Origin of the sequence: Bacillus cereus group sp. N14 (assembly GCF_016483555.1) — a bacterium.
Lineage (GTDB): Bacteria > Bacillota > Bacilli > Bacillales > Bacillaceae_G > Bacillus_A > Bacillus_A wiedmannii.
In genome coordinates, this window is sequence record NZ_JAEHBQ010000002.1 from 131196 (window position 1) to 155556 (window position 24361).

The following is a 24361-nucleotide window of genomic DNA, read 5'->3' on the forward strand; positions in this document are numbered from 1 at the left end:
AAAGAGGAAGGATTAGAGGTGAATTGTATGGAAGTAAAAACGATGAAGGATATGCAGAAAGAAGTAGATGCATATATTGGTCAGTTTAAAGAAGGTTATTTCAGTCCACTTGCAATGATGGCTCGTTTAACGGAAGAAATGGGGGAGCTTGCGAGAGAGGTAAATCATTATTATGGTGAGAAACCGAAGAAAACAACTGAAAAAGAACGTAGTATTGAAGAAGAGCTTGGAGATGTATTATTTGTTATGATTTGTATGGCAAATAGTTTAAATATTGATTTAGAAACAGCACATAACATTGTAATGAATAAATTTAATACTCGCGATAAAGATCGCTGGACACGTATTGATGAGGGAGAGAAAGAATAATGAAAGAAATTAAAGTAATTATCGCTGGACCAAGAGGACGTATGGGACATGAAGCAGTCCTTCTTATGGAAAGAACGGAACATTTTAATTTAGTAGCTGCAGTGGATTATAAGCATGGGGGAGAGAAAATCTCTGATTTACCGGGCATGCCTGCGCTAGATGCACCTATTTACGCAGATTTACATACTTGTTTAGAGGAAGTAGAAGCTGATGTGTTGTTAGATTTAACAACGCCAGAAGTTGGGAAACAACACGTTACACTAGCAGTTGAGCGTGGACTTCGTTCTGTTATTGGTACAACTGGATTTACAGAAGAAGAACTAAAGCAATTAACAGAGAATGCGAAAGAAAAAGCAGTAGGAACAATTATCGCTCCAAACTTTGCAATTGGTGCAGTTCTTATGATGAAATTCTCACAAATGGCAGCGAAGTACTTCCAAGATGTTGAAGTAATTGAATTGCATCATGATCAAAAATTAGATGCACCATCTGGTACAGCTGTCAAAACAGTAGAGCTAATTCGTCAAAACCGTGAATCAAAGCAGCAAGGTCATCCGAATGAAGTAGAGCAATTAGAAGGTGCTCGTGGTGCAAATGTAGACGGCATTCACATTCATAGTGTACGTTTACCAGGTCTTATTGCACACCAAGAAGTAATGTTTGGTGGAGATGGACAAATGTTAACAGTTCGTCATGATTCATTCAATCGTGCATCCTTTATGTCAGGTGTAAAACTATCAATTGATACAGTAATGAACCTTGATCATCTTGTGTACGGATTAGAAAATATTATCGACTAAAGGGGAGAAAACGGATGAAAATTGCCTTAATCGCACATGACAAAAAGAAAAATGATATGGTTTCGTTTGCGTATGCATATAAACCAATTTTTGAACAACATGAACTTTTTGCAACAGGGACGACAGGACTTCGTATTATGGAGGCAACTGGTTTAGTTGTAACAAGATTTCAGTCGGGTCCTCTTGGTGGCGATCAAGAAATTGGTGCCATGATTGCAAAAAACGATATGGATATGGTGATTTTTTTCCGAGATCCACTAACTGCTCAGCCGCATGAACCAGATGTAAATGCATTGCTTCGTTTATGTGATGTATATGCGATTCCACTTGCAACGAATATGGCAAGTGCTGAAATGTTAATGCACGCATTAGAGCGAGGAGATTTAGATTACCGCAAGTTTAGAAAATGAGGGGAACAATTATGAGTGGATTACATATATTAGCGTTTGGTGCTCATGCCGATGATGTTGAAATCGGCATGGCTGGTACCATTGCTAAATATACGAAGCAAGGGTATGAAGTAGGTATTTGTGATTTAACAGAAGCTGACCTTTCTTCTAATGGAACGATAGAATTGAGAAAAGAAGAAGCAAAGGCGGCAGCTCGTATAATGGGAGTAAAAACGAGACTGAATTTAGCGATGCCAGACCGTGGTTTGTATATGAAAGAAGAGTATATACGTGAAATTGTAAAGGTGATTCGTACATATAAACCAAAACTAGTTTTTGCGCCGTATTATGAAGATCGTCATCCAGATCATGCAAATTGTGCAAAACTTGTGGAAGAAGCTATTTTTTCAGCGGGAATTCGTAAATATATGCCAGAGGTTTCGCCACATCGCGTGGAGTCTTTTTATTATTATATGATTAATGGTTTTCATAAACCGAATTTTTGTATAGATATAAGTGAGTACCTTTCTATAAAAGTGGAAGCATTAGAAGCATATGAAAGTCAGTTTTTAACAGGTAGTGATGGTGTGAAAACGCCGTTAACAGAAGGTTACGTTGAAACTGTGGTCGCTCGAGAGAAAATGTTTGGAAAAGAAGTTGGAGTCTTATATGCCGAGGGATTTAAGAGTAAGAAACCGGTTTTATTACATGCTGATTTAGTAGGGGGATGTAAATGAAATTAAAAATAGGTATTACATGTTATCCTTCTGTAGGTGGTTCTGGAGTTGTTGGAACAGAATTAGGAAAGCAATTAGCGGAACGCGGGCATGAAATACACTTTATTACATCGGGTTTACCATTCCGATTAAATAAAGTGTATCCAAACATTTATTTTCATGAAGTGACGGTAAGTCAATACTCTGTATTTCAATATCCACCATACGATTTAGCGTTAGCGAGTAAAATGGCAGAGGTTGCACAAAGAGAGAACCTAGATATTTTACATGTGCATTACGCAATACCACATGCCATTTGTGCTTATTTAGCAAAACAAATGATTGGGGAGCGTATTAAAATTGTTACAACCTTGCATGGAACAGATATTACTGTGTTAGGTTCCGACCCTTCGCTAAATAATTTAATTCGTTTTGGTATTGAGCAATCTGATGTTGTGACGGCTGTCTCGCATTCATTGATTAGCGAAACGCATGAGCTTGTAAAACCAAATAAAAACATTCAAACGGTATATAACTTTATAGACGAGCGTGTATATTTCAAGCGTGATATGTCTCAATTAAAGAAAGAATACGGTATAAGTGAGAGTGAAAAGATACTAATTCACATTTCAAATTTCCGTAAAGTGAAACGCGTGCAAGATGTTGTTCAGGCATTTGCCAAAGTTGTTACAGAAGTAGATGCGAAGTTGCTTCTTGTTGGAGATGGACCAGAATTTTGCACGATTTTACAGTTAGTGAAAAATTTACATATTGAAGATCGCGTCTTATTCTTAGGGAAGCAAGATAATGTTGCAGAGCTACTTGCAATGAGTGATTTAATGTTGCTTCTATCAGAGAAGGAGAGTTTTGGTCTTGTTTTATTAGAAGCGATGGCGTGTGGTGTGCCTTGTATCGGAACAAGGGTTGGAGGTATTCCAGAAGTCATTCAACATGGTGAAACAGGATATTTATGTGAAGTTGGCAATCCAGCAGGAGTGGCAAATCAAGCCATTCAGCTATTAAAGGATGAAGAACTTCACCGTAATATGGGAGAGCGAGCAAGAGCAAGTGTTTACGAGCAGTTCCGCTCTGAAAAAATCGTCTCACAATATGAAACGATTTACTATGATGTACTAAGGGATGACAAAAATGGAAAGATTTAAAAAAGCTAGTTCTATTATTGAGACTTTAAAGCAACAAGGACATGAGGCCTACTTTGTCGGCGGAAGCGTACGAGATCTTATTATCGATAGGCCGATTGGAGATATTGATATTGCGACATCTGCTTTACCAGAAGAAGTGATGGCTATATTTCCAAGACATGTTCCTGTTGGTCTTGAGCATGGAACTGTAATTGTGGTAGAAAATGGTGAACCTTATGAGGTAACCACTTTTCGAACAGAGAGCGAATATGAAGATTTTCGAAGACCTAGTAGTGTTCAATTTGTTCGTTCATTAGAAGAGGATTTAAAACGTCGTGATTTCACAATGAATGCAATTGCGATGACAGAAGAAGGCAAAATGGTTGATTTATTTGCTGGACAGCAAGCGATTCAAAAGAGAGAAATTGTGACGGTTGGCAATGCTGCGGATCGTTTTCAAGAAGACGCCCTGCGAATGATGCGTGGTATTCGTTTCGTAAGTACGTTAGGTTTTTCTTTAGAAATGAAAACGAAACAAGCAATAGAAACATATGGACATTTGCTAGAACATATTGCAATTGAGCGAATTACAGTGGAGTTTGAGAAACTGTTAACTGGTACATATTGCGTGAAGGGCTTGCAAGAATTAGTAGAAACGAAGCTATTTTCTCATCTACCATATTTACAAATGTCAGAAGAGAGATTGTTAAAAGCTACGCAGTATAACTGGGATTCTTTTGAAACGGATATTGAGGCATGGGCATTTTTCTTATATTGTATTGGAGAAGAGCATCCATCTGTCTTTTTACGTCAATGGAAGTTTTCGAATAAAAAAATAAAAGATATCGTTGCAGTTTTATTAACAATCCGTACGAGAAAGGAGAAGGATTGGGATACAGTTCTTCTTTATAAAACGGGAATTCATATCGCTGAAATGGCAGAAAGAGTATATGAAGCGATGATTGAAAGCTATGATAATACATCTGTTAAACGGGTACAAACGTTGTTTGAAAAATTGCCAATAAAGAGTCGCCAAGAAATGAATGTGACTGGGAATGATTTATTAAATTGGGCAAATAAAAAGCCTGGTCCGTGGGTTGCTGAAATGATTCAAAAAATTGAAGAAGCAATCGTACAAGGAAACGTAGGTAATGAGAAAGAGTGTATAAGGGAGTGGCTGCAAGAATGCAATCTACTATAAGAAAGCAGTTATTGCAAGTTTTTTCAGAAGCGGATGGCACGTTTGTATCTGGCCAAACGATTAGTGATAAACTTGGTTGTTCAAGAACCGCTGTGTGGAAACATATGGAGGACCTTCGGAATGAGGGATATGAACTTGAAGCTGTGCGTCGATTAGGTTATCGAATTGCGAGTAAGCCAGACAAAGTGACTGCTAATGAAATTCAGTTAGGGTTACAAACGAAACATATTGGTAGAACGGTATATTTTGAAGAGTCTGTTGAATCTACGCAGCATATTGCAGCAAAACTTGCTTATGAAGGTGCAGAAGAAGGAACGATTGTTGTGGCAGAAGAACAAACAGCCGGCAGAGGTCGTTTAAGCAGGAAATGGCATTCACCAAAAGGAACAGGAATTTGGATGAGTATTATTTTACGTCCATCAATCCCGGTTCATCATGCACCACAACTTACTTTATTAGCGGCTGTTAGCGTTGCACAAGCAATTGAAAAGTGCACGGGTGTAAACGTAGGAATAAAATGGCCGAATGATATTTTAATTCAAGGTAAAAAGGCTGTAGGTATATTAACAGAAATGCAGGCAGATCCTGATAAAATTAATGCTGTCATTATGGGCATTGGTATTAATGCGAATCAAAAGCAAGAACATTTTGATGAGGAAATTCAACATATTGCTACTTCTTTAGCGATTGAATCCGGTGAGCCGATTGTTCGTGCAGAGCTTATGCAACAAATCTTTTTACAACTAGAAAAATTATATGAAGAGTATTTACAAAATGGTTTCTCTGTCATTAAAATTCTTTGGGAAAGTTACGCTGTGAGCATCGGGAAAGAAATTACCGCTCGAACGATGAGAGAGACAATTACAGGGGTAGCAAAAGGAATTACAGAGGATGGTGTATTGCTTCTGGAGGACCATGAAGGGAAAGTACATCACATTCATTCTGCGGATATCGAAATTAAGTAAAAGAAGTTCCTTTTTGGAACTTCTTTTTATTTGACTATTACTTTGCCTTCCATTCCTTTAAGAAGATGGTACCGGCATATTAATTCATATGTACCAGTATTTTTAGGTTTCACGGTAATGTTTTTTTCTTTTCCTGACTCGACTATGACATCAATGCCGAGTTTTTTTACTGTAAAGGTGTGTTCATTCTTACCTTTGTTTTTTAATAACAATGTTGTTGACTCTTCAATTGGAATGGTGATGACGTTTGGATGAAAGTAATCATCATTCAGTTCGACCTCAATTACTTTCGTTGAATCGATAAGTTGTGTTACGACGTTAACTGAGGCAAATGCATGGAAGGAGCTAAAAGTTATCATCCCTACAAGCATCAGAAGCAAACCGGTGAATGGAAATAACCATTTGTTCATAAACATTCGCAATTCTCCTTTTGTAAGTACGTTTCTCAATTAACCTGCATCATTAGTTTAAGAGTTATACGAGGCATTTTAAACAAAGCTTTATCTTTCTATGATTGAGTTATTTATAAAAAAATTTCACATACCTTAATGGAAATAAAAAATTATTTTTTCAAAAAAATGTAGTAATTCCTTTTTGGAGTTTGCTATAATTAGTTCGAATGTGGGCAGTATCAGAGCGAACTGCACCATGATTCGAAGCAATACGAAAAATAATAACTTGGATTCTGCCTTGATCCAATAACGGACTGGGACAGAGGGATGAATAATGCCGACTAACACACAACCCTTCTGCCCTTTTATGGCCAGAGGGGTTTTTTATATGATTTCGGCCATCTCCTCTCTCCTGTATAAAGGAGGAGTAGTTTTTGAAAACAAAAACAGATTTTTTGAAGATGAAAGAGCAAGGTGAGCCGATTACGATGCTAACGGCGTATGATTATCCGTCTGCTAAGTTAGCAGAAGAAGCTGAAGTTGATATGATTCTAGTTGGAGATTCCCTTGGGATGGTTGTGCTCGGCTACGATTCAACAGTACCTGTAACAGTAGAGGATATGATTCATCATACGAAAGCTGTACGCCGAGGAGCGAAAGAGACGTTTATTGTAACTGATATGCCATTTATGTCGTATCATGTTTCGCCTCAAGATACGATGGTGAATGCACGCCGCATTGTTCAAGAGAGTGGTGCTCATGCACTGAAGGTAGAAGGTGCAGGGGAAGTGGTATCAACTATTCATTACTTGACGAATGCGGGAATTCCTGTCGTGGCACACTTAGGCTTAACTCCTCAATCTGTAGGAGTACTAGGTGGGTATAAAGTACAAGGAAAAGATGCTGAAAGTGCAAAAAAATTAATAGAAGATGCGAAGAGATGTGAGGAAGCTGGTGCGATAGCGCTTGTGTTAGAATGTGTGCCAATGCAGTTAGCGGAATTAATTTCGAAGCAACTAACAATTCCGACGATTGGAATTGGAGCAGGGAAAAAAGTAGATGGGCAAGTACTTGTTTATCATGATCTTATCTCATACGGCGTAAATCGTGTTCCGAAATTTGTAAAGCAATATACGTCTGTTCAAGAGGAGATTGTGCGAGGGATTTCACAATACGTTACTGAAGTAAAGACAGGGCAATTTCCAGAAGAAAAACATTCATTCACAATGAAAGAGGAAGAATGCTTAGCGTTATACGGAGGAAAACAATAATGAAAATCGTAACTACAGTACAAGAGATGCAGCAAATTACAAACGAACTTCGTATAAGTGGAAAAAGTATTGGTTTTGTTCCAACGATGGGTTATTTACATGAAGGTCATGCGACTTTATTACGTAAGGCAAGAGCAGAAAATGAAATTGTAGTTTTAAGCGTGTTTGTCAATCCACTACAGTTTGGGCCAAATGAAGATTTAGATCGATACCCTCGTGATATTGATAGAGATGAAAATGTAGCAAAAGAAAACGGTGTAGATTATTTATTTTATCCGAGCGTAGAAGAAATGTATCCAGCAGAACAAACGACAACAGTAGCAGTTGTGAAACGTACCGATGTATTATGTGGCAAACAAAGACCTGGTCATTTCGCTGGAGTTGCGACTGTACTAATGAAACTATTTAATATTACATTGCCAACGCGTGCTTATTTCGGTATGAAAGATGCACAGCAAGTTGCTGTCATTGAAGGATTTGTCGCTGATTTTAATATTCCGGTTACGATCGTACCAGTGGATATTGTAAGGGAAGTAGATGGATTAGCGAAAAGTTCTCGTAACGTGTATTTATCACAAGAAGAGCGTGAAGAGGCTCCTCATTTATACCGCAGTCTATGTAAAGCGAAAGAAAGAATTGAAGCAGGCGAACGTAATGCAGAAATCATTACAACTCTTGTGAAAGAGTATATTGAGACGTATACGAAAGGCACTGTAGATTATGCTGATTTATATGCCTATCCTTCACTACAAGTAATAGATAAAATTGAAGGACGAATGATTTTAGCAATTGCAGTTAAATTTGAGAATGTACGATTAATTGACAATATAACATTAACGGTTAAATAAGGGGGAGCATCTATGTTTCGCACAATGATGAGAGCGAAGTTACATCGCGCTACGGTAACAGAAGCAAATTTAAATTATGTAGGTAGTATTACAATTGATGAAGATTTAATGGATGCAGTAAATCTTGTAGAAAATGAAAAAGTACAAATTGTAAATAACAATAATGGTGCGCGCTTAGAGACATATGTTATTAAAGGAGAACGCGGTAGCGGTGTTGTTTGTTTAAATGGTGCAGCTGCAAGGCTTGTACAGCCAGGGGATAAAGTTATTATTATTTGCTACGGTTTAGTGGCAGAAGAAAATATTCATAACCAAGAGCCGAAAATTGCAGTATTAGACGATAATAATCAAATTATCCAAATGTTAGGCGCTGAAAAAGCGGGTACGATATTATAAGTAAGAAGGCTATCTCTATTACGGAGGTAGCTTTTTTGTGCATCTTTTCATTAAGATGAGATAAAACGTGGTATAGTAACATTATATAATTTTGCGTTTGATAGGTAAGAAATTGAGGTGTTACATATATGAGTAAGCGTTATGTCGTTGTGGATTTAGAGACGACAGGGAACTCCTGGAAGGACGGGAAGGATAAAATTACCCAAATCGCAGCTGTTGTAGTGGAAGATGGAGAGATATTAGAGATTTTTTCATCTTTTATTAATCCGAAGAGAGAGATTCCGCCATTTATTACAGAATTAACAGGGATTGATGAGAGTATGGTTAAGCAAGCCCCGTTATTTCAAGATGTAGCCCCGATGGTTGTTGAGCTATTGCAAGGTGCAGCTTTCGTTGCACATAACGTTCACTTTGATTGGAATTTTTTAACGGAAGAATTAAGGCAGGCTGGATATACAGAAGTACATTGTCCGAAAGTTGATACAGTTGAGTTGGCGCAAATTCTTTTGCCGACGGCTGATAGTTATAAATTACGTGATTTAGCTAAACAACATGAATTAGAGCACGATCAACCGCATCGTGCGGATAGTGATGCTCTTGCAACAGCGGAATTATTTTTACAATTTTTAAATGAAATTGAAAAGTTACCACTTGTCACCTTGCAATCGCTCTATGAATTGAGCGATGTTTTTCAAAGTGATATAGCGGATGTACTTTCTGAAAATATTTTAAAGAAAATGATGCATGGTAGAAAAGCGGCAGAGGGGTATGAAGTGTATCGAAATATTGCGCTTCGAAAACGGAATTATGCTTTAAATCTCAGTGAAACATGTTCGTCTAAATTTGATGCTTTCTTGCATAAGGCAATCGATAACCTGGAATTGAATATGCCAAAGTTTGAAAAAAGAGAAAGCCAACAGATTATGATGAAGGAAATATATACAGCACTAAGAGATTCTAGGTTTTCACTAATTGAAGCAGGAACAGGAACAGGGAAGACTCTTGCATATTTACTTCCAAGTATTTATTTTGCAACGAAAAAAGAAGAACCTGTCATCATAAGTACCCAAACAGTACAACTGCAACAACAAATATTAGAAAAAGAAATTCCATTATTACAGAAAATAATGCCATTTTCATTTGAAGTAGCTCTTTTGAAAGGAAGAAAGCATTATCTTTGTCTACATAAATTTGAATATGCTTTGCAAGAGGAAGAGAAAAATTATGATATGGCGCTCACAAAGGCAAAAATTTTAGTGTGGTTATTGCAAACAGAAACTGGCGATCGTGATGAATTAAATATTCCTGAGGGCGGAAAGTTACTTTGGAACCGCATTTGTAGTGATGTACATAGTCCAGGCGGGATGCAAAGCAACTGGTATAGCCGTTGTTTTTATCAACGAGCAAAGAATAAAGCATTATTTGCAGATATCGTTATTACAAATCATGCGTTATTATTTCAAGATTTTTCAAGTGAAGAACCACTATTTGCTTCATGTGAACATATTATTTTTGATGAAGCTCATCATATCGAGGAAGCGGCGAGTAGAACATTAGGTGAACAGTTCTCCTGTATGTATTTTCAATTAGTTTTATCTCGTCTTGGTACGCTAGAAACAGATGATGTACTTTCTAAAGTATATAAAATGATGAAAAAATCAGAGCAAGCCTCTCGTTCGACTTTCCGTATGGTGAGTCATAGTTTGAAGGAATTGAAATTTGATGCGGATGAGCTATTCCAAATGTTACGTGCTTTCATCTTTAAACAAACAAAGCAGGAACAAGGGATAAGCAATATGCCACTCATTTATCGATATAACACGGAAGTAGAGAAAGGTAAGTTATGGGATAGCATTACCGAGTTAACAAATCGTTTTGTATACGATGTAAGAAAATTATTGACTACACTTGAGAAGCAAGTTGATATATTGCAAAGTAAATTAGAATGGGAGATGCATGTTGTTACAGGTGAATTTATGCATTTAATTGAGTTGTTGAGAAAGATGGAACAATCTTTACAATTACTCATTTTAGAAAAAAATTCATACGTGACATGGATGGAGACTGAAACGAAGGGAACAATTCATTCAACCGTTTTATATGCACAGCCTGTTCATATTGGTGAAAGGCTTGCGGATGAATTTTTAACACAGAAAAAGAGTGTTATTTTCACATCAGCAACGTTAACAGTAAACGATTCATTTGACTATATAAAAGAGGAGCTAGGTTTACATGATTTTGCTCCCAATACATTACAGGTTCCATCACCATTCCGTTTTGAAGAACAGATGAAATTAATGGTTTCAACAGATGTGCCTTTTATTAAGCAAGCAAGTAATGAAGAATATATTGAATCTGTATCGGCACATATTGCAAAAATAGCGAAAGCTACAAAAGGTAGAATGCTTGTTTTATTCACTTCGTATGAAATGTTGAAAGAAGCGTATACGAATTTGAAAAATAATGAAGAATTAGAGGGGTATTTATTATTAACGCAAAGTGTAAATAATAAGAGCCGAAGTCGTCTCATTCGTAAATTTCAAGAGTTCGACAAATCGATTTTGTTAGGAACAAGTAGTTTTTGGGAAGGGATAGATATACCTGGAGATGCCCTTAGTTGTCTTGTTATTGTACGGCTTCCCTTTACGCCTCCTCATCAACCGATGATGGAAGCAAAAGGAGAGTGTTTAAAAAATCAAGGAGAGGACGTATTCGCTAAGTTAGCACTCCCGCAAGCAATCTTGCGTTTCAAACAAGGATTTGGTCGTCTGATTAGAACAAGTACAGATACCGGAACAGTATTTGTATTAGACCGTCGTTTGATAAGCGCTTCTTATGGAAAACGTTTTTTACAATCAATCCCAACTGTTCCGCTTTATGAAGGCCCTCTAGAAGAATTATTAGAACAATTAAAGGCATGGCCAAATAAATAAAATTGGAAGAAAAATACGCCTGAAGTACATTTAAGCTTCAGGCGTAAAAAATGTGGGTAGGAGGAATTTTATTTTTCTTACTTCTTGTATACAAAATGTATTGGTTTTCGACTTGAAACCTTTTTTTGCAGTACATGTCCTGCTATAATAGATGGGTGATGAAGCAGGGGTTGTAAAGAATGTACTCTTATTGTAACCGTATTGCGTTCTTCTATAATTAGAAATTTTTGTGTAACGGAGGAGTTTTTTCATGGATAAGAAAATCGAAGTCCTATCAACGACGCGTATTAAATATTCGTCTGACTTGTATAAAATTGTTGATAGTTTGAATCGTACGTTAAAAGAACAGGACCTCATGTTCGGATTAGCATTAGACGAAAAAGATAAAGAAATAGCTGTATTTACGATTTACAGAACGTAGTGATACAATGAAAAAGTGGATCTTTGCAATCGTTATCGTAATCGTTGCTAGCGGAATATATGGGGCGTATGTTTACAATAAAGCAATGGAAAAGAAAATCCATAAAGAGGAAAAATCTGTAGAAATTGCAAAAGAAAAGGCAAAGCTTACAAAAGTAAAATCTGTTGATTATTATAATGGAAATTCTTCATATACAGTCGTACAAGGTGTAGACGAAAAAGGAGAACAAATTATTGTTTGGGTGCCTAATAAAAAAGGGAATGTCCTTGTGAAGAAAAAGAGTGAAGGTATTCCTGAAAAAGAAGCTTTGCAAAAGTTGGCTGAACAAGCTACAGGAAAAGGTGATGAGCCAAAGCCAAAGCCAAAAGAAATTATAAAAGTAAAATTAGGTGCTCAAAACGATATTCCGTTGTGGGAAATTACATATATTGATCAGGAAGATCGTTATACGTATTATTATTTAGAGTTTCAAAATGGGGCTTATGCTGGTCACTACAGCATTGAAAAATAGATGTAGGGGGAACTACAAATGAAATTAGCAAAGCGAGTAGCTGCTTTAACACCATCTGCAACTTTAGAAATTACAGCAAAGGCACAAGCATTAAAAGCAGAAGGTCATGATGTAATTGGATTAGGGGCAGGAGAACCTGACTTTAATACGCCAGAACATATTATGGATGCTGCACATAAAGCGATGTTAGAAGGACATACGAAGTATACACCAACAGGTGGATTACAAGCGTTAAAACAAGAAATTGTGAAGAAGTTTACACGTGATCAAGGAATTGCGTATGATCCATCTGAAATTATTGTATGTAACGGTGCAAAGCATGCATTATATACATTATTCCAAGTGTTACTTGATGAAGGAGATGAAGTTATCATCCCAACTCCTTATTGGGTAAGTTATCCTGAGCAAGTAAAGCTTGCTGGAGGTAAGCCAGTTTACGTAGAAGGCCTGGAAGACAATGAGTACAAAATTACAGCGAAGCAGCTGCGTGAGGCAATTACAGAGAAAACGAAAGCAGTTATTATTAATTCACCGAGCAATCCAACAGGAATGATTTATAGCAAAGAGGAATTACAACAGCTTGGAGAAGTATGTTTAGAACACGATATTTTAATCGTTTCAGATGAAATTTATGAAAAATTAATTTATGGTGGAGCAGAATATACTTCGATTGCCCAGCTTTCTAATGCATTAAAAGAACAAACACTTATTATTAATGGTGTATCTAAATCTCATTCTATGACAGGATGGCGTATTGGATATGCAGCAGGAAATAAGCAGCTTATTAAAGCGATGACGAACTTAGCGAGTCATAGTACGTCAAACCCTACTTCAATCGCTCAATACGGCGCAATTGCAGCATATGCAGGCTCACAAGAACCTGTAGAAACAATGCGTCAAGCATTTGAAGAAAGATTAAACATTATTTATGATAAATTAATTCAAATCCCTGGATTTACTTGCATTAAACCACAAGGTGCATTTTACTTATTCCCTAATGTAAAAGAAGCTGTAGCTTTATCAGGATACGAAACTGTGGATGATTGGGCAAAAGCTCTATTAGAAGAGGAAAAAGTGGCTCTTGTACCAGGTACAGGATTTGGTGCTCCAAATAACGTTCGTTTATCATATGCGACATCTCTTGAACAAGTAGAGAAAGCATTAGAACGCATTCATACGTTTATGAAAAGTAAAGTGCAAGCTTAATTGTATATTTTATTAACGCAATACAAAAAACCTTCCTACATAATAGGAAGGTTTTTTTGACGAATTGTGGCAAAAAGAAATAGCGAAAGGTGTGTTATACTAGAGAGCGAGGTGTTTGGTGATGAAAAAGAAAATGATGTTACAGTGGTTTGAGCAGGGAAGCATTGCAATTCCAAAATTACTTATGATGCATTATAAAAAATTAGGGTTAAATGAAATGGAATTTATGGTTGTACTTCATGTACACACATTTTTAGAATCGGGCAATTCGTTTCCGACTCCGTCAGAGATTTCAGAACGGATGACGATTACTGAAATGAAATGTATGGAAGTAATTCAGACATTGATTCAAAAAGGTTTTTTATCACTAGAAGGTGGACAAAAATCAGAAGCGATGATGTGTGAAAGTTATTCTTTACAACCGCTATGGGAAAAAATATTGCATTTCTTAATGAACGAATCAATAGAGGAAGAACAAAAAGAAATAAAACAACTGCAAGTAAATTTATATACAGTATTTGAAAAAGAATTTGGAAGACCACTTTCTCCGTTTGAATGTGAAACGTTGGGTATGTGGGAAGATCAAGATCAACATCATCCGAATTTAATTCAAGCGGCCCTCAGGGAAGCTGTAATGAGCGGTAAGCTTAATTTCCGATATATTGATCGTATTTTATTTGAGTGGAAAAAGAATGGTATTAAAACAGTAGATCAAGCCCAAAACCAAGGACGGAAATTTAGAGCAAATCAACAACGAACGCAGCAAACGACAAAACAAGAGACGAAATTTACTGGGAAAGTGCCTTTTTATAATTGGTTGGAGCAGTAATGTAGGAGGAAGTATATGTTAAATAAAACGCAAATTCGCTATTGTTTAGACACAATGGCGGATATGTATCCAGAAGCACATTGTGAATTAATTCATGATAATCCATTTGAATTAGTAATCGCGGTGGCGTTATCTGCACAATGTACAGATGCACTTGTAAATAAAGTGACGAAAAATTTATTTCAAAAATATAAAACACCGGAAGATTATTTAAGCGTGTCTTTAGAAGAATTACAACAAGATATACGTTCCATTGGATTGTTTAGAAATAAGGCGAAAAATATTCAAAAATTGTGCCAGATGTTGCTAGATGATTATAACGGGAAAGTTCCAGAAGACCGTGACGAGTTGACGAAATTACCAGGAGTAGGAAGAAAGACAGCGAATGTAGTTGTTTCGGTTGCATTTGGAATTCCAGCGATTGCTGTTGATACGCATGTAGAGAGAGTGAGTAAACGGTTAGCGATTTGTAGGTGGAAAGATTCGGTGTTAGAAGTAGAAAAGACATTAATGAAGAAAGTTCCGATGGATGAATGGGGCGTTACACATCATCGTATGATTTTCTTTGGGCGTTACCACTGTAAAGCACAGCGACCACAATGTGAAGAGTGCCGATTACTAGAAGTGTGTCGTGAAGGAAAGAAGCGAATGAAGGGGAAATAAAGGATGGAGCGAGTTATAGAAATACCGAAAGAATTTCGGTGCTTACCATTTTTTACAGAAAGCGTAACTTCGATTATGTATCATACAGATCAGTCTTTTGAAGAAATAATACAAAATACTTACTTTATATTTGATATTGAAAGACAATATGAGCCGTGGAATGAAATTGAAAATAGTATTCCTGTACTGTTGAATGTATGGAAAAGTAAGCATGAGGACATTGCTACACTATTCCGAAACAGAAATAAGCAAGAAGCTGAAGGTCCAATGATTCTTTTTGCGGCACATTTGTTATCGATTATATATTGGCTAAATGAGCAACCTGTTCATAGTTTAAATGAAATGGAAGCTTATACGAGTAAATTGGAAGTACAACCAGTTAATTTTATGGAGCGATATTCGTTCATTATAAAGAAACCGAATAATTATCATTCCTATATTCAGTTAGCGCAGTTGTATATTGAAATAGAAAAGCTATATGTTAAGAAAATGATAACAAAAAAGAAGTCCTTTTCTCGTTAAGAGAAAGGACTTCTTTTTTGTGTATTAAGACTCTGTTGTGACAACATTTCCGTCTGCGTGAGGTGTATCTCCTCCGGTATTTTGTTGTTGTTCTTGTTGCTTGTGTTGCTCTTCTTCAGCTTTTTTTCTAGCAGCCTCTTCTTCCGCTTTCTTTCTAGCAGCTTCTTCTTCGGCTTTCTTTCTAGCAGCTTCTTCTTCAGCAGCCTTTTTCTGAGCTTCTTCTTGTTGTTTACGTTGTTGTTCTTGTTGTTGCTGTTGCTGTTGTTTACGCTGCTCTTCATCAGCTTTTTTCTTAGCTTCTTCTTGTTTTTGTTTATCTTCATTAGCTTTTTTCTGTACTTCCTCATCAGCTTTTTTCTTAGCTTCTTCTTCGGCTTTCTTTTTGGCAGCCTCTTCTTCAGCTTTCTTCGGGTCTGGAGTTCCGCCAGGTGCAGTGAAGGATGCACCAATTGCAGGGCTTGTTCCAGTACCTTTTTTCGCTACTACAGAGAAGCTGTAAGTAACGCCAGGTTTAATACCACCAAGAGAAGCTGTCGTACCACTTATTGATAGGCTACCACTTGAACCGTCAGTCGCTTTATAGCTTGCTGCATACGCATCAACTTCTGTTGGTCCAGACCAGTTTAGTGTAACAGTACTAGCGCCATCGAAAGTGACATTAAGACCACTAGGTGCATCTACTTTAATTTCTTTAATTGCATCTTTTTTCGCACCTTTTACGTATAACTCTCCGTTTATTTCTTGTACAGAAGAAGGACGCTCGAAACGGGATTTATCTGTAGCGAATTTGCTCATCATTACTTGGAACATTTGTTGTGCAATTCTAGTAGAGCGATCACCAATGTAATTTTCTGGACCATCCTTTTCGTAACCAGTCCAAACAGCCATTGTATATTGTGGTGTATATCCAGCGAACCAGCTATCTCTATTTGCATCAGCTGGAATACCATATTTTTTAAGAACGTCTTCATCAAAGTTCTGCGTACCTGTTTTACCGGCTACGTCAACACCAGAAACGTATGCTGTTGGACCTGTACCACCAGAACCAGGTTTTACTACGTCGCGAAGAACGTCAGTAATCATGTAAGCTGTGTAGTCTTGCATCGCACGTTGTTCTTTCGGTTTAAAATTTTTCTTTTTCCCGTCTGGGAAGATGACTTCTTTTACGAAGTGCGGTTTATTGTAGTTACCATCATTACCAAAGGCTGCATATGCACCTGCTAATTGTAATGGAGAACTATCGTTACTACCAATTGCTGTTGATTCATATGTTTTGCCGTCTTTAAATGTCATACCTAAGCCTTCAGCAAACGCTTGTGACTTAGGAAGGCCAACCGCTTGAGCTGTCTTTAAAGCCGGGATGTTTAATGATTTTTTCAAAGATTCACGTAGTGAAACGTCACCTTTGTAACTCTTTGTTGCATTTCGTATTTTCTTTCCATTGGAATACGTATACTCTGAGTCGTTTAATTGATGGTATGTAGACCATTGTAAATTCTCGAATGCTGGACCGTAGTCGAAAATTGGTTTCATTGTTGAACCAACTTGGCGTTTTAAATCAGTTGCCATATTATGACCTTTGAAAGTAGATCTACTTTCTTTACGCCCAGCCCCAATTGCTCGAACTTCCCCAGATTGTGTATCCATAAATACGAATGATCCTTGGAATTGATCGTTCGGATACTTAATAAGATTGCCATCCATAATTTTTTCAGCATAATCTTGAGCATCTTGGTCAAGTGTTGTATGAATCGTTAAACCATCTGAACCGATATTTATATCGGGATATTCTTTTTCAACTTCTTTTACAACAGCATCTAAAAATGCTTGATACTTCATCTCAGTTACTTCTGAAGCCGGTTGAAGACCCTCAGTTACAGAGATTTTCATTGCGTTATTCATTTCATCTTTTGTTATATAACCATGTCGATTCATTAATGATAATACGACGTTACGACGTTGTGTAGCTCGTTCAACGTTTTCTTTTTTTGTTGGATCATAAATATTAGGACCTTGGGGTAAACCAGCGAGCATCGCAGCTTCATGTAACTGCAAGTCTTTTAAATCTTTGTTATAATATTTTTTGGCTGCTGTTGCAATACCGTACGAACGGTTACCTAAGTTAATCTTATTTAAGTACATTTCTAAAATCTCATGTTTAGAGTATTGTTGCTCTAATTTGTAAGATAAGTACCATTCTTGCACTTTTCGTTTTGCGGTTTTTTCCATCGTTAGAAAATAGTTTTTAACTACTTGTTGTGTAATCGTACTACCACCTTGGGAACCGAAACCACCAGTGACATTTTCCATAACTGCTTTTGTAGTTCGTTTAAAATCAATTCCATTATGGTCATAGAAACGTGAATCCTCAGTTGCAAGGAATGCATTTTCAACTACTTTTGGAATTTGATCGTAAGTAACATGGGTTCGTTTTTCCGCACCATATTCATAGAAGAAATCTCCGTTCTTATCAAGAAATTTTGTTGATAAAGGATTGACAAGTTTTGATTTGTCTAATTTTGGAGCGTCCTTTACCATAACAAAGAAAGCGGAAACGCCAGCTACGAGACCAACGATACCAAGAAGTAGACAACCTATAAGGAACTTCTTGAAAAAGGAGCCTTTTTTCTTTGGTTTTTTTTCTTTATTTGTTTCTTCCGTTTGATTTTTCGCATGATTTCGTTCTGTACGAGAACGATAATTATCTGACATTATACTTTCTCCTACCTTTCATTCTCTCCCTCAAAAGTCGAAAAAAGAGCCTTAGTGATGACTCTATCACGAAAAATAAACCGTGTCTAGTACACGGATATAATCAATCCGAGGGTGATAACCGCATGATAACAATGATCCATGCACTTCTATTTCTTCTTTCGTAATTGACTTACGCCCACCATTATTTTGACGGTTCCAAAATGCAATAATATGTTTCGCATCGAGTAAATAAAATTCATCAAAAAGTGTAAATTTAATAATAACAAATGCAACTCCATTATGAGCAATTACTTGCTTCATATGTTCAATTTGATGAAGGTGGAAGTTTTGAAGTGGGAAACTAGTTTTGTTTTTTGTTTCCTTCGCTTCAAAATCGATGTATTTCCCTTTGTATACACCGTTGTAATCCGTTGTAGAAGGTTGTTTAAAATACGCTTCTTTTACCACTGCAGCACTTCGAGCGGGGTAATCTACTTTTACAATTTGAAGAGGTGTAGGTTTTTTATGTACACATGCAATATTATGGGTTAAGTAATATTGATTTGTTTCATTCAATTCCTCTTCAAGGGACATACCTCTATTACTATAAGTATGTTTTTTTATTGGTGTTTTAGGAGGTAGTGAAGCTTGATTGTACCTTTTTCCATTTGGGTAACGAATGGTCATAGTGTGTCCACTCCCAACTTGTTAAGAATTACTTACAAAGGTGATTATATCAAAAAATGAAAAAAGATGTGACCTTTTTGAAGAAAGGTATGATGACTTATTTATGTTTACATGGAATGATTATGAGAAAATTAAACAATATCGTAAAAATATGGTTTGTACAGACGAAGAAAAAACAATCGTTTATAACATTAAGAGGAAAATAGAAATGGCTAATATGGACAACATTTCTCGAACACAGTCTTATCAAGAATATTATGTAAGGAACAGTGAAATTAGGTGGGCCTTTTTAGCAAGTATGGTCTCGAGAAATGCGGGATGGAATATGACTGATTTAAAAGGGAGGTATTATGCTACTGTTTTACCTCAAACAGTAAAAAAACATTTGTTTCTGACTTATGAAGAAGCGAATTGGATTATTTTTTTAGATGCATTTCCTCAGCTATTGTTATACGAAGAAAGTAAGAGGAGGCAGGTACCACTATTCTATTTGTTACAATATTTTAACGTATCAATTTTCATGGAAAAAGAATGGATTTATTTTTGGGAAAAAAAAGATATAAATAGGCTCATGACAGCGCTTATTATAAATGAGCAAAATAAAATTCAAAGACCAGTTATTGAGAATGCATATTTTAAAAAACATGTATTCCATACTGCACTTTTTAAATTGCAAGAAATGCTTCATATTAGTGCTGTTATTTTTCCGACTGTTGAAGGGAGGATGTATGGTTTTTCAGTTTATCAATTTGAAACGTTACAAAAGCGTATAGAACTAGGGCAGAAATTAGCGGAGTTACTGTTTCATCCGAATTATAAAAGTTTATTCCATAGGTTTGCATTGCAAACTATACACACAGGATCAAGAGCAGATTATGAATATTATGTAAGAGAAGCTAGAAAATCTTGTACGCCAGCCCTTAGAGAGGTTTATCCTGTCGTTGCACATAAGGAAATAAGTATGAGAGATTGGTTTTGTAGAGATAAGGAAATAAATGAGTTGTTTCTACTGGAAGAGTATAAGGGTGAAGTTGATATAACAGAATGGTATAAAAGAAAGAGGGAGCAAATCTATGTTGCTTCTATCGTAAATCGTTTTGTTAAAAGGATGGATGAGTTCGTGATATAATAAAAAAGAAGTCCCGTCTTCATAAATGAAGACGGGACTTCTTAATGTGAAGTAATCCTGCCGTGTATGCTAAGAATTTAATCTCAAAACGTAATGAATATAAGAGATTAAGGATGCTTCAGAAATTAGCTTTTTGTAAAAGCGCTAAAGTCTCACTTTATCCCGCTACTTGCCGGGCAGTAAGACCCACGTCTCAAAATTCAGTGAAAGCAAAGAATTTAGGTGTGGATCAACTGCCCGTAAAAGCCCGATTGAGAAGGCTAATAATCAGTGGGGATGAACAAAAAACCCGCGGATTAAAGTTTCACTTTATGTAGCAGGGAAGTTTGGACCATCTAACTTAGGGTTGCCAGTCTCGGGTTTATTTTGTTTGTTTTGTTTTTTCTTTTTTTCGTTTTTGTTCTTTGCCATTTTCATACACCTCCTTTTTGTATTGTTACCATTTCTATAAATGACATACAAAATGATTTCTTTGACGAATAACAACTAGTTTTGTCATGTGAGCAGGAGTGAGGAGTCATTCGGCGAAATTACATGACAAAGGAAAAGCAAAGAAGGGGGCGTTTTGTATATGGCGATGGTTCAGAAGGAAGATGTAATGAAAACAATGGATCAAATGTTAAGTTCTCTCGATTTGCTGGAAATGAATATAGGGATTAGAATGAATCATGCATTGAAGGATACGAGTGAAAAAATATGCAATAAAATAGAAATAACAGAAATGCATATTGAGCATATGGAAAATAAATTAGTGCATCACGAAGAAAAAGGGAATTGGGTGAAGGCATTTCAAAACGTCGTAGTGAGTGCATAATAAGGTGGGAATAAAATGAAGTATGAAGCATTAATACAATCTTCAGAAAAACTCATGCAGTATAATAATGAAGCGAATGTGAAAAAAAGAGAAATGATTGAGTACGATTTTTATAAGGATATGAAACCATTTGTAGATATGGTAGATGAGGAATTAAAAGTGTGGAAAGAATTAGCTTATAAATGGATTAAGGAAGAAAAACCGAAGTATATACATGTACAGCAAATTGATCAAGTGTACGATAATTTACAGACAAATGTTTTGCAATGTTTTGTAAATAAAGGTAAAGGTAAGCGATTCTTTGAAACACATCAAGCCATTTCGTATACTTTGCAAAATATAATTGAGCAATGTAAGTAACAAGAGGGGAAACCCTCTTGTTTTTTTATGCTTCTGTCATTGTTGTAGGCTTTGTTGCACCGTTTATTTCTAATTCTTTTATTAATGTTCGGTAATCTGAAATGCATATTCTTCCTTCGAGATACCAATGTCTCGCAAAGTCTAACAATTCATTTACATTCTCTGTGTAATACCCCTTTTTTTGAGAAAACGCTTGTTTTAAATCCCCTAATACCATGTTGATTCCTCCCCCATGAGAATCTTCTTCTTCACTATCATAGCATGGAAGGGTTTTCTTTTTTAATTTTTTAAAAATTTAAACTTCCGACAAAAATAGACAGAGACTCCGCCACACAAATTATTTTACAAGTACATATTATATATGTAGAAACTTATGTGAAGGAGGAGAGAATGCATGTTTCAACAATCTAACGTATATCAGCAATCTAATCCATATGCACAGCAAAATATGTACCAATATAATACGGATACATATTTACGGTATAATATGTATCCTTTCGAGCCTAATTATGGAAATCAAAATTATTACCAGCCATTTGAAGTGTCGTTTATGAATCAACCACAACAACAGCAGCCCTATATGGATCAACAGCAGCAACCCTATACGAATCAACAGCAGCAACCCTATATGGATCAACAACAGCAACCTTATATGAATTCACAATACTATATGCCACCACCATCTCCCTATGGAAATCAACAAGCGATGTTTTATCCACCAAAACAACCGTACCCGACGCAGAATAAACAAAAACAACAACAGCAACCGAGTCAATTTTCTAGTTTTGTTTCCCAATTTAAAAACTCAGATGGTAACTATGATGTAAATAAAATGATGAATACAGCTGGACAAATGATGAATGCGATGAACCAAGTGACAGGTATTGTAAAGCAAGTTGGAGGTTTTTTTGGTAAGTAATCTTGGGGGTTGTCTATAAAAAGCATTACGTATAAAGCAGAAGGCTAGACAAATTTCCTTGTAATAAATGGGTATATATAACAAACGGCTTTCTCTCTTTTCTCATATTGTAAAGTGTAGTCAGATTTTTTTAACGAGAGAGGAGAGAAAAAACTATGCATCATTGTCATCCTTGTTTTGGAGGGCATAAGCCTGTAGGACCTATCTGTACAACTGCTCCTGTCATTCATCCGACGAAACAGTGTGTAACACATTCTTTTTCAACAACGGTGGTGCCACACATTTTCCCAACGCATACAACACATGTTCATCATCAACAAATTAAAAACCAAAACTTCTTCCCACAAACAAACTCGAATGTAAATGTTGTAGACCCGATTGACCCAGGGTTCGGCGGCGGATGTGGACCATGTGGTCATGGACATCATGGACATCACGTATCACCATTTGGACCAGGACCAAACGTATCACCATTCGGACCAAACGTATCACCATTTTTACCAAACAATGTATCACCAGTAGGTCCGAATATTGGACCAAACGTTGGTGGAATATTTAAAAAGTAAATGATATGTTAGAACTAGCGAAATGCTAGTTCTTTTTTTGTAATTGGAGTGTTGATATGAAAGTTATTGCTGTAACGGGATATAAGCCATTTGAACTTGGTATATTTAAAAATGATCATCCAGGGGTGGAATGTATAAAAAAAGCATTGCATCGAAAATTAACTACTTTTGTAGAAGAAGGTTTGGAATGGGTGATAATAAGTGGGCAGTTAGGAGTCGAATTATGGGCTGCTGAAGTTGTTTTTGAAATTCAAGTAGAATATCCAGATCTAAAATTAGCGGTATTTACTCCGTTTTTAGAACAAGAAGAAAGCTGGAAGGAAGATAACCGTGAATATTACGAATGTATTCTCTCTCAAGCAGACCATATTGATAGTATTACGAAACGGAAGTACGAAAGCCCGGAACAATTTAAATTAAAAAATCAATTTTTTATTGAAAAAAGTGATGCACTTTTAGCTGTATATGATGAAGAAAAACCAGGGAGTCCCAAATATATTGTAGAAGCAGCAAAGAAAAAAGGAGAAATAGAAAATTATCACAGTTATTTTATTCTTTTTTCTGATTTACAAGATATAATAGAAGAGGAACAGTGGAATAATGCTGAGTAATATGTAATATAGTACTCGTATATATGATTGACAAAAGGCATTGTTTCTGAAAAAATTTAGGTAATGAAAGTTTTGGCAAAAATTTGAGGTGAAGAAAATGATTTCGGATAAAATTAAATTAACGGCGAAAGATATTTTAGAAAAAGAATTTAAAACAGGCATGAGAGGCTATCAACAAGAAGAAGTAGACAAGTTTCTTGATATGATCATTAAAGACTATGAAGCTTTCCACAAGGAGTTTGATCAATTAAAGCAACAAAATGCTCGTTTAAAGCGTGAATTAGAGGAACAAAAATTAGTAGCAACGCAAGTACCACAACAACCAGTTGTACAAACACCAGTTGCACAACCTGTATATAACAACACGAATACGGACATTTTAAAACGTCTATCTAATTTAGAAAAAGCTGTATTTGGAAGTAAGTTATACGAATAATTTCTAGTGGTAAAAAGGTTAAAGCATTTTACATAGAAAAAAACATTGCAAAATCTTTTTGTTTCCACTATACTAATGGATGTCATAACGTTTGGGTAATCGCTGCAACGCCAACGTTGTAGAGGAAAGTCCATGCTCGCACGGCCTGAGATGGCTGTAGTGTTCGTGCCTAGCCAATTCATAAGCTAGGGTATTCTGGCTGTAAGGCTGGTTTAACGGCAGGGAAAAAACCTAAGTCCTTTCGGATATGGTTTGACTACCTTTAAAGTGCCACAGTGACGAAGTCCTTGAAGAAATGATAGGAGTGGAACGAGGTAAACCCCACGAGCGAGAAACCCAAATAATGGTAGGGGAATCTTTTCCAAGGAAATGAACGATGGGAAAGGACAGGTTGTATAACCTGTAGATAGATGATTGCCACCGGAGTACGAGGCGTGGGCCGTTTGCAGTACAAAGGAACAGAACATGGCTTACAGAACGTTATGAACCAACTATGAAATAACTCAGCTCTCCTTTGTTAGAGGAGGGCTTTTTATTTGTATGAAGTTATAAATTATGAGTTAAAATGGTT

29 protein-coding genes and 1 other RNA gene are annotated in these 24361 nt (G+C 36.4%); 25 read left to right on the forward strand and 5 right to left on the reverse strand.

The features are described from left to right. Positions 1-27 precede the first annotated feature (27 nt). From JDS82_RS04085 to JDS82_RS04115, 7 genes are read left to right on the forward strand one after another with little or no spacing between them, the layout of a single operon-like run. On the forward strand, positions 28-369 hold the full coding sequence (locus JDS82_RS04085) for a nucleotide pyrophosphohydrolase (RefSeq protein WP_061672450.1): 342 nt from the start codon (positions 28-30) through the stop codon (positions 367-369). Beyond that, positions 369-1169: a dihydrodipicolinate reductase gene (gene dapB, locus JDS82_RS04090; protein ID WP_000658799.1), complete on the forward strand. Its 801-nt coding sequence runs from the start codon at positions 369-371 to the stop codon at positions 1167-1169. Before JDS82_RS04085 ends, dapB begins: the two co-directional genes overlap by 1 nt. A 14-nt stretch (positions 1170-1183) precedes the next feature. Beyond that, complete coding sequence (mgsA, locus tag JDS82_RS04095) at positions 1184-1579, forward strand: methylglyoxal synthase (protein ID WP_000684762.1); 396 nt, start codon at positions 1184-1186, stop codon at positions 1577-1579. An 11-nt stretch (positions 1580-1590) separates the two neighbouring features. Then, the gene (gene bshB1, locus JDS82_RS04100; RefSeq protein ID WP_000015668.1) at positions 1591-2295 is read left to right on the forward strand and encodes a bacillithiol biosynthesis deacetylase BshB1; all 705 of its coding nucleotides are present in this window, start codon (positions 1591-1593) and stop codon (positions 2293-2295) included. Next, complete coding sequence (gene bshA, locus JDS82_RS04105) at positions 2292-3437, forward strand: N-acetyl-alpha-D-glucosaminyl L-malate synthase BshA (RefSeq protein ID WP_046955215.1); 1146 nt, start codon at positions 2292-2294, stop codon at positions 3435-3437. Before bshB1 ends, bshA begins: the two co-directional genes overlap by 4 nt. Then, on the forward strand, positions 3424-4617 hold the full coding sequence (locus tag JDS82_RS04110; RefSeq protein WP_064056769.1) for a CCA tRNA nucleotidyltransferase: 1194 nt from the start codon (positions 3424-3426) through the stop codon (positions 4615-4617). Before bshA ends, JDS82_RS04110 begins: the two co-directional genes overlap by 14 nt. Then, the gene (locus tag JDS82_RS04115) at positions 4602-5582 is read left to right on the forward strand and encodes a biotin--[acetyl-CoA-carboxylase] ligase (protein WP_064056768.1); all 981 of its coding nucleotides are present in this window, start codon (positions 4602-4604) and stop codon (positions 5580-5582) included. Before JDS82_RS04110 ends, JDS82_RS04115 begins: the two co-directional genes overlap by 16 nt. A 26-nt stretch (positions 5583-5608) precedes the next feature. Here the strand turns inward: JDS82_RS04115 and JDS82_RS04120 are convergent, their stop codons facing one another. Beyond that, positions 5609-5998, reverse strand: coding sequence for a cupredoxin domain-containing protein (locus JDS82_RS04120; RefSeq protein ID WP_061672426.1), 390 nt, complete (start codon positions 5996-5998; stop codon positions 5609-5611). A 410-nt stretch (positions 5999-6408) separates the two neighbouring features. Between JDS82_RS04120 and panB the strand changes: the two genes are divergently transcribed. From panB to JDS82_RS04170, 10 genes are all read left to right on the forward strand, one after another. Continuing rightward, on the forward strand, positions 6409-7245 hold the full coding sequence (panB, locus tag JDS82_RS04125) for a 3-methyl-2-oxobutanoate hydroxymethyltransferase (protein WP_000853116.1): 837 nt from the start codon (positions 6409-6411) through the stop codon (positions 7243-7245). Next, positions 7245-8093, forward strand: coding sequence for a pantoate--beta-alanine ligase (panC, locus tag JDS82_RS04130; protein ID WP_070168593.1), 849 nt, complete (start codon positions 7245-7247; stop codon positions 8091-8093). The genes panB and panC overlap by 1 nt, the downstream gene beginning before the upstream one ends. Before the next feature lie 12 nt (positions 8094-8105). After that, positions 8106-8489 (forward strand): aspartate 1-decarboxylase, encoded by a 384-nt coding sequence (panD, locus tag JDS82_RS04135; RefSeq protein WP_199712748.1) that lies wholly within the window; start codon positions 8106-8108, stop codon positions 8487-8489. Between the two features lie 128 nt (positions 8490-8617). Continuing rightward, entirely contained in the window at positions 8618-11422 is a 2805-nt protein-coding gene (dinG, locus tag JDS82_RS04140) for an ATP-dependent DNA helicase DinG (protein ID WP_064473270.1), read from the forward strand. Positions 11423-11672: 250 nt separating this feature from the next. Beyond that, positions 11673-11843 carry a YpmA family protein gene (locus tag JDS82_RS04145; RefSeq protein ID WP_000358351.1) on the forward strand — a complete coding sequence of 57 codons (171 nt, stop codon included), beginning with the start codon at positions 11673-11675 and terminating at the stop codon, positions 11841-11843. 7 nt (positions 11844-11850) lie between these two features. Beyond that, the gene (locus tag JDS82_RS04150) at positions 11851-12354 is read left to right on the forward strand and encodes a cell wall elongation regulator TseB-like domain-containing protein (protein ID WP_000758745.1); all 504 of its coding nucleotides are present in this window, start codon (positions 11851-11853) and stop codon (positions 12352-12354) included. An 18-nt stretch (positions 12355-12372) separates the two neighbouring features. After that, entirely contained in the window at positions 12373-13560 is a 1188-nt protein-coding gene (gene aspB / locus JDS82_RS04155) for an aspartate transaminase AspB (protein WP_000761545.1), read from the forward strand. A 121-nt stretch (positions 13561-13681) separates the two neighbouring features. Next, positions 13682-14389 (forward strand): DNA replication protein DnaD, encoded by a 708-nt coding sequence (dnaD, locus tag JDS82_RS04160; protein WP_000728534.1) that lies wholly within the window; start codon positions 13682-13684, stop codon positions 14387-14389. Positions 14390-14404: 15 nt separating this feature from the next. Continuing rightward, positions 14405-15052 (forward strand): endonuclease III, encoded by a 648-nt coding sequence (gene nth, locus JDS82_RS04165; RefSeq protein WP_046958931.1) that lies wholly within the window; start codon positions 14405-14407, stop codon positions 15050-15052. Between the two features lie 3 nt (positions 15053-15055). Beyond that, complete coding sequence (locus JDS82_RS04170) at positions 15056-15574, forward strand: YpoC family protein (RefSeq protein ID WP_060489629.1); 519 nt, start codon at positions 15056-15058, stop codon at positions 15572-15574. Positions 15575-15598: 24 nt separating this feature from the next. On the opposite strand, the gene JDS82_RS04175 is transcribed toward JDS82_RS04170, so the two are convergent. Together JDS82_RS04175 and recU are read right to left on the reverse strand one after the other, a co-directional pair. After that, the gene (locus JDS82_RS04175; protein WP_199712749.1) at positions 15599-18286 is read right to left on the reverse strand and encodes a PBP1A family penicillin-binding protein; all 2688 of its coding nucleotides are present in this window, start codon (positions 18284-18286) and stop codon (positions 15599-15601) included. A gap of 66 nt (positions 18287-18352) precedes the next feature. Continuing rightward, positions 18353-18955, reverse strand: coding sequence for a Holliday junction resolvase RecU (gene recU, locus JDS82_RS04180; RefSeq protein WP_000155588.1), 603 nt, complete (start codon positions 18953-18955; stop codon positions 18353-18355). A gap of 103 nt (positions 18956-19058) precedes the next feature. Between recU and JDS82_RS04185 the strand changes: the two genes are divergently transcribed. Beyond that, positions 19059-20084 (forward strand): DUF2515 domain-containing protein, encoded by a 1026-nt coding sequence (locus JDS82_RS04185; protein WP_071743578.1) that lies wholly within the window; start codon positions 19059-19061, stop codon positions 20082-20084. A 309-nt stretch (positions 20085-20393) separates the two neighbouring features. Here JDS82_RS04185 and JDS82_RS04190 read toward each other — a convergent pair whose 3' ends face one another. Beyond that, positions 20394-20570 (reverse strand): hypothetical protein, encoded by a 177-nt coding sequence (locus tag JDS82_RS04190; RefSeq protein ID WP_001982922.1) that lies wholly within the window; start codon positions 20568-20570, stop codon positions 20394-20396. Between the two features lie 85 nt (positions 20571-20655). On the opposite strand from JDS82_RS04190, the gene JDS82_RS04195 reads away from it, so the two are divergent. Beyond that, positions 20656-20898 (forward strand): hypothetical protein, encoded by a 243-nt coding sequence (locus JDS82_RS04195; protein WP_001252042.1) that lies wholly within the window; start codon positions 20656-20658, stop codon positions 20896-20898. A gap of 15 nt (positions 20899-20913) precedes the next feature. Next, positions 20914-21258, forward strand: a complete 345-nt coding sequence (locus tag JDS82_RS04200; protein ID WP_000872967.1) for a YppE family protein — start codon at positions 20914-20916, stop codon at positions 21256-21258. A 25-nt stretch (positions 21259-21283) separates the two neighbouring features. Here the strand turns inward: JDS82_RS04200 and JDS82_RS04205 are convergent, their stop codons facing one another. After that, positions 21284-21475: a YppF family protein gene (locus tag JDS82_RS04205; protein WP_199712750.1), complete on the reverse strand. Its 192-nt coding sequence runs from the start codon at positions 21473-21475 to the stop codon at positions 21284-21286. A 177-nt stretch (positions 21476-21652) separates the two neighbouring features. Between JDS82_RS04205 and JDS82_RS04210 the strand changes: the two genes are divergently transcribed. The 5 genes from JDS82_RS04210 to rnpB all read left to right on the forward strand — a co-directional run bounded on the left by JDS82_RS04210 (position 21653) and on the right by rnpB (position 24268). Beyond that, complete coding sequence (locus JDS82_RS04210) at positions 21653-22177, forward strand: YppG family protein (RefSeq protein ID WP_061672435.1); 525 nt, start codon at positions 21653-21655, stop codon at positions 22175-22177. A 155-nt stretch (positions 22178-22332) separates the two neighbouring features. Continuing rightward, complete coding sequence (locus JDS82_RS04215) at positions 22333-22743, forward strand: CotD family spore coat protein (RefSeq protein WP_046955205.1); 411 nt, start codon at positions 22333-22335, stop codon at positions 22741-22743. Positions 22744-22799: 56 nt separating this feature from the next. Beyond that, positions 22800-23354: an SLOG family protein gene (locus tag JDS82_RS04220; RefSeq protein ID WP_000862919.1), complete on the forward strand. Its 555-nt coding sequence runs from the start codon at positions 22800-22802 to the stop codon at positions 23352-23354. A 97-nt stretch (positions 23355-23451) separates the two neighbouring features. Continuing rightward, a complete protein-coding gene (gene gpsB, locus JDS82_RS04225) occupies positions 23452-23790 on the forward strand; it encodes a cell division regulator GpsB (protein ID WP_000622425.1) in 339 nt (112 codons plus the stop codon). An 87-nt stretch (positions 23791-23877) separates the two neighbouring features. Next, positions 23878-24268: RNase P RNA component class B (gene rnpB / locus JDS82_RS04230), an RNA gene on the forward strand. Positions 24269-24361: the final 93 nt, after the last annotated feature.

What these genes read in the sequence shown, in the direction of transcription:
- aspB (WP_000761545.1), top strand. Translation starts at nt 12,373, where the DNA reads ATGAAATTAGCAAAGCGAGTAGCTGCTTTAACACCATCTGCAACTTTA.
- JDS82_RS04170 (WP_060489629.1), top strand. Translation starts at nt 15,056, where the DNA reads ATGGAGCGAGTTATAGAAATACCGAAAGAATTTCGGTGCTTACCATTT.
- JDS82_RS04145 (WP_000358351.1), top strand. Translation starts at nt 11,673, where the DNA reads ATGGATAAGAAAATCGAAGTCCTATCAACGACGCGTATTAAATATTCG.
- JDS82_RS04150 (WP_000758745.1), top strand. Translation starts at nt 11,851, where the DNA reads ATGAAAAAGTGGATCTTTGCAATCGTTATCGTAATCGTTGCTAGCGGA.
- JDS82_RS04185 (WP_071743578.1), top strand. Translation starts at nt 19,059, where the DNA reads ATGTTTACATGGAATGATTATGAGAAAATTAAACAATATCGTAAAAAT.
- JDS82_RS04200 (WP_000872967.1), top strand. Translation starts at nt 20,914, where the DNA reads ATGAAGTATGAAGCATTAATACAATCTTCAGAAAAACTCATGCAGTAT.
- gpsB (WP_000622425.1), top strand. Translation starts at nt 23,452, where the DNA reads ATGATTTCGGATAAAATTAAATTAACGGCGAAAGATATTTTAGAAAAA.
- JDS82_RS04110 (WP_064056769.1), top strand. Translation starts at nt 3,424, where the DNA reads ATGGAAAGATTTAAAAAAGCTAGTTCTATTATTGAGACTTTAAAGCAA.
- JDS82_RS04220 (WP_000862919.1), top strand. Translation starts at nt 22,800, where the DNA reads ATGAAAGTTATTGCTGTAACGGGATATAAGCCATTTGAACTTGGTATA.
- nth (WP_046958931.1), top strand. Translation starts at nt 14,405, where the DNA reads ATGTTAAATAAAACGCAAATTCGCTATTGTTTAGACACAATGGCGGAT.
- panC (WP_070168593.1), top strand. Translation starts at nt 7,245, where the DNA reads ATGAAAATCGTAACTACAGTACAAGAGATGCAGCAAATTACAAACGAA.
- dapB (WP_000658799.1), top strand. Translation starts at nt 369, where the DNA reads ATGAAAGAAATTAAAGTAATTATCGCTGGACCAAGAGGACGTATGGGA.
- JDS82_RS04115 (WP_064056768.1), top strand. Translation starts at nt 4,602, where the DNA reads ATGCAATCTACTATAAGAAAGCAGTTATTGCAAGTTTTTTCAGAAGCG.
- JDS82_RS04175 (WP_199712749.1), bottom strand. Translation starts at nt 18,286, where the DNA reads ATGTCAGATAATTATCGTTCTCGTACAGAACGAAATCATGCGAAAAAT.
- bshB1 (WP_000015668.1), top strand. Translation starts at nt 1,591, where the DNA reads ATGAGTGGATTACATATATTAGCGTTTGGTGCTCATGCCGATGATGTT.
- mgsA (WP_000684762.1), top strand. Translation starts at nt 1,184, where the DNA reads ATGAAAATTGCCTTAATCGCACATGACAAAAAGAAAAATGATATGGTT.
- JDS82_RS04215 (WP_046955205.1), top strand. Translation starts at nt 22,333, where the DNA reads ATGCATCATTGTCATCCTTGTTTTGGAGGGCATAAGCCTGTAGGACCT.
- dinG (WP_064473270.1), top strand. Translation starts at nt 8,618, where the DNA reads ATGAGTAAGCGTTATGTCGTTGTGGATTTAGAGACGACAGGGAACTCC.
- dnaD (WP_000728534.1), top strand. Translation starts at nt 13,682, where the DNA reads ATGAAAAAGAAAATGATGTTACAGTGGTTTGAGCAGGGAAGCATTGCA.
- JDS82_RS04210 (WP_061672435.1), top strand. Translation starts at nt 21,653, where the DNA reads ATGTTTCAACAATCTAACGTATATCAGCAATCTAATCCATATGCACAG.
- panD (WP_199712748.1), top strand. Translation starts at nt 8,106, where the DNA reads ATGTTTCGCACAATGATGAGAGCGAAGTTACATCGCGCTACGGTAACA.
- JDS82_RS04195 (WP_001252042.1), top strand. Translation starts at nt 20,656, where the DNA reads ATGGCGATGGTTCAGAAGGAAGATGTAATGAAAACAATGGATCAAATG.
- JDS82_RS04085 (WP_061672450.1), top strand. Translation starts at nt 28, where the DNA reads ATGGAAGTAAAAACGATGAAGGATATGCAGAAAGAAGTAGATGCATAT.
- recU (WP_000155588.1), bottom strand. Translation starts at nt 18,955, where the DNA reads ATGACCATTCGTTACCCAAATGGAAAAAGGTACAATCAAGCTTCACTA.
- bshA (WP_046955215.1), top strand. Translation starts at nt 2,292, where the DNA reads ATGAAATTAAAAATAGGTATTACATGTTATCCTTCTGTAGGTGGTTCT.
- JDS82_RS04205 (WP_199712750.1), bottom strand. Translation starts at nt 21,475, where the DNA reads ATGGTATTAGGGGATTTAAAACAAGCGTTTTCTCAAAAAAAGGGGTAT.
- JDS82_RS04120 (WP_061672426.1), bottom strand. Translation starts at nt 5,998, where the DNA reads ATGTTTATGAACAAATGGTTATTTCCATTCACCGGTTTGCTTCTGATG.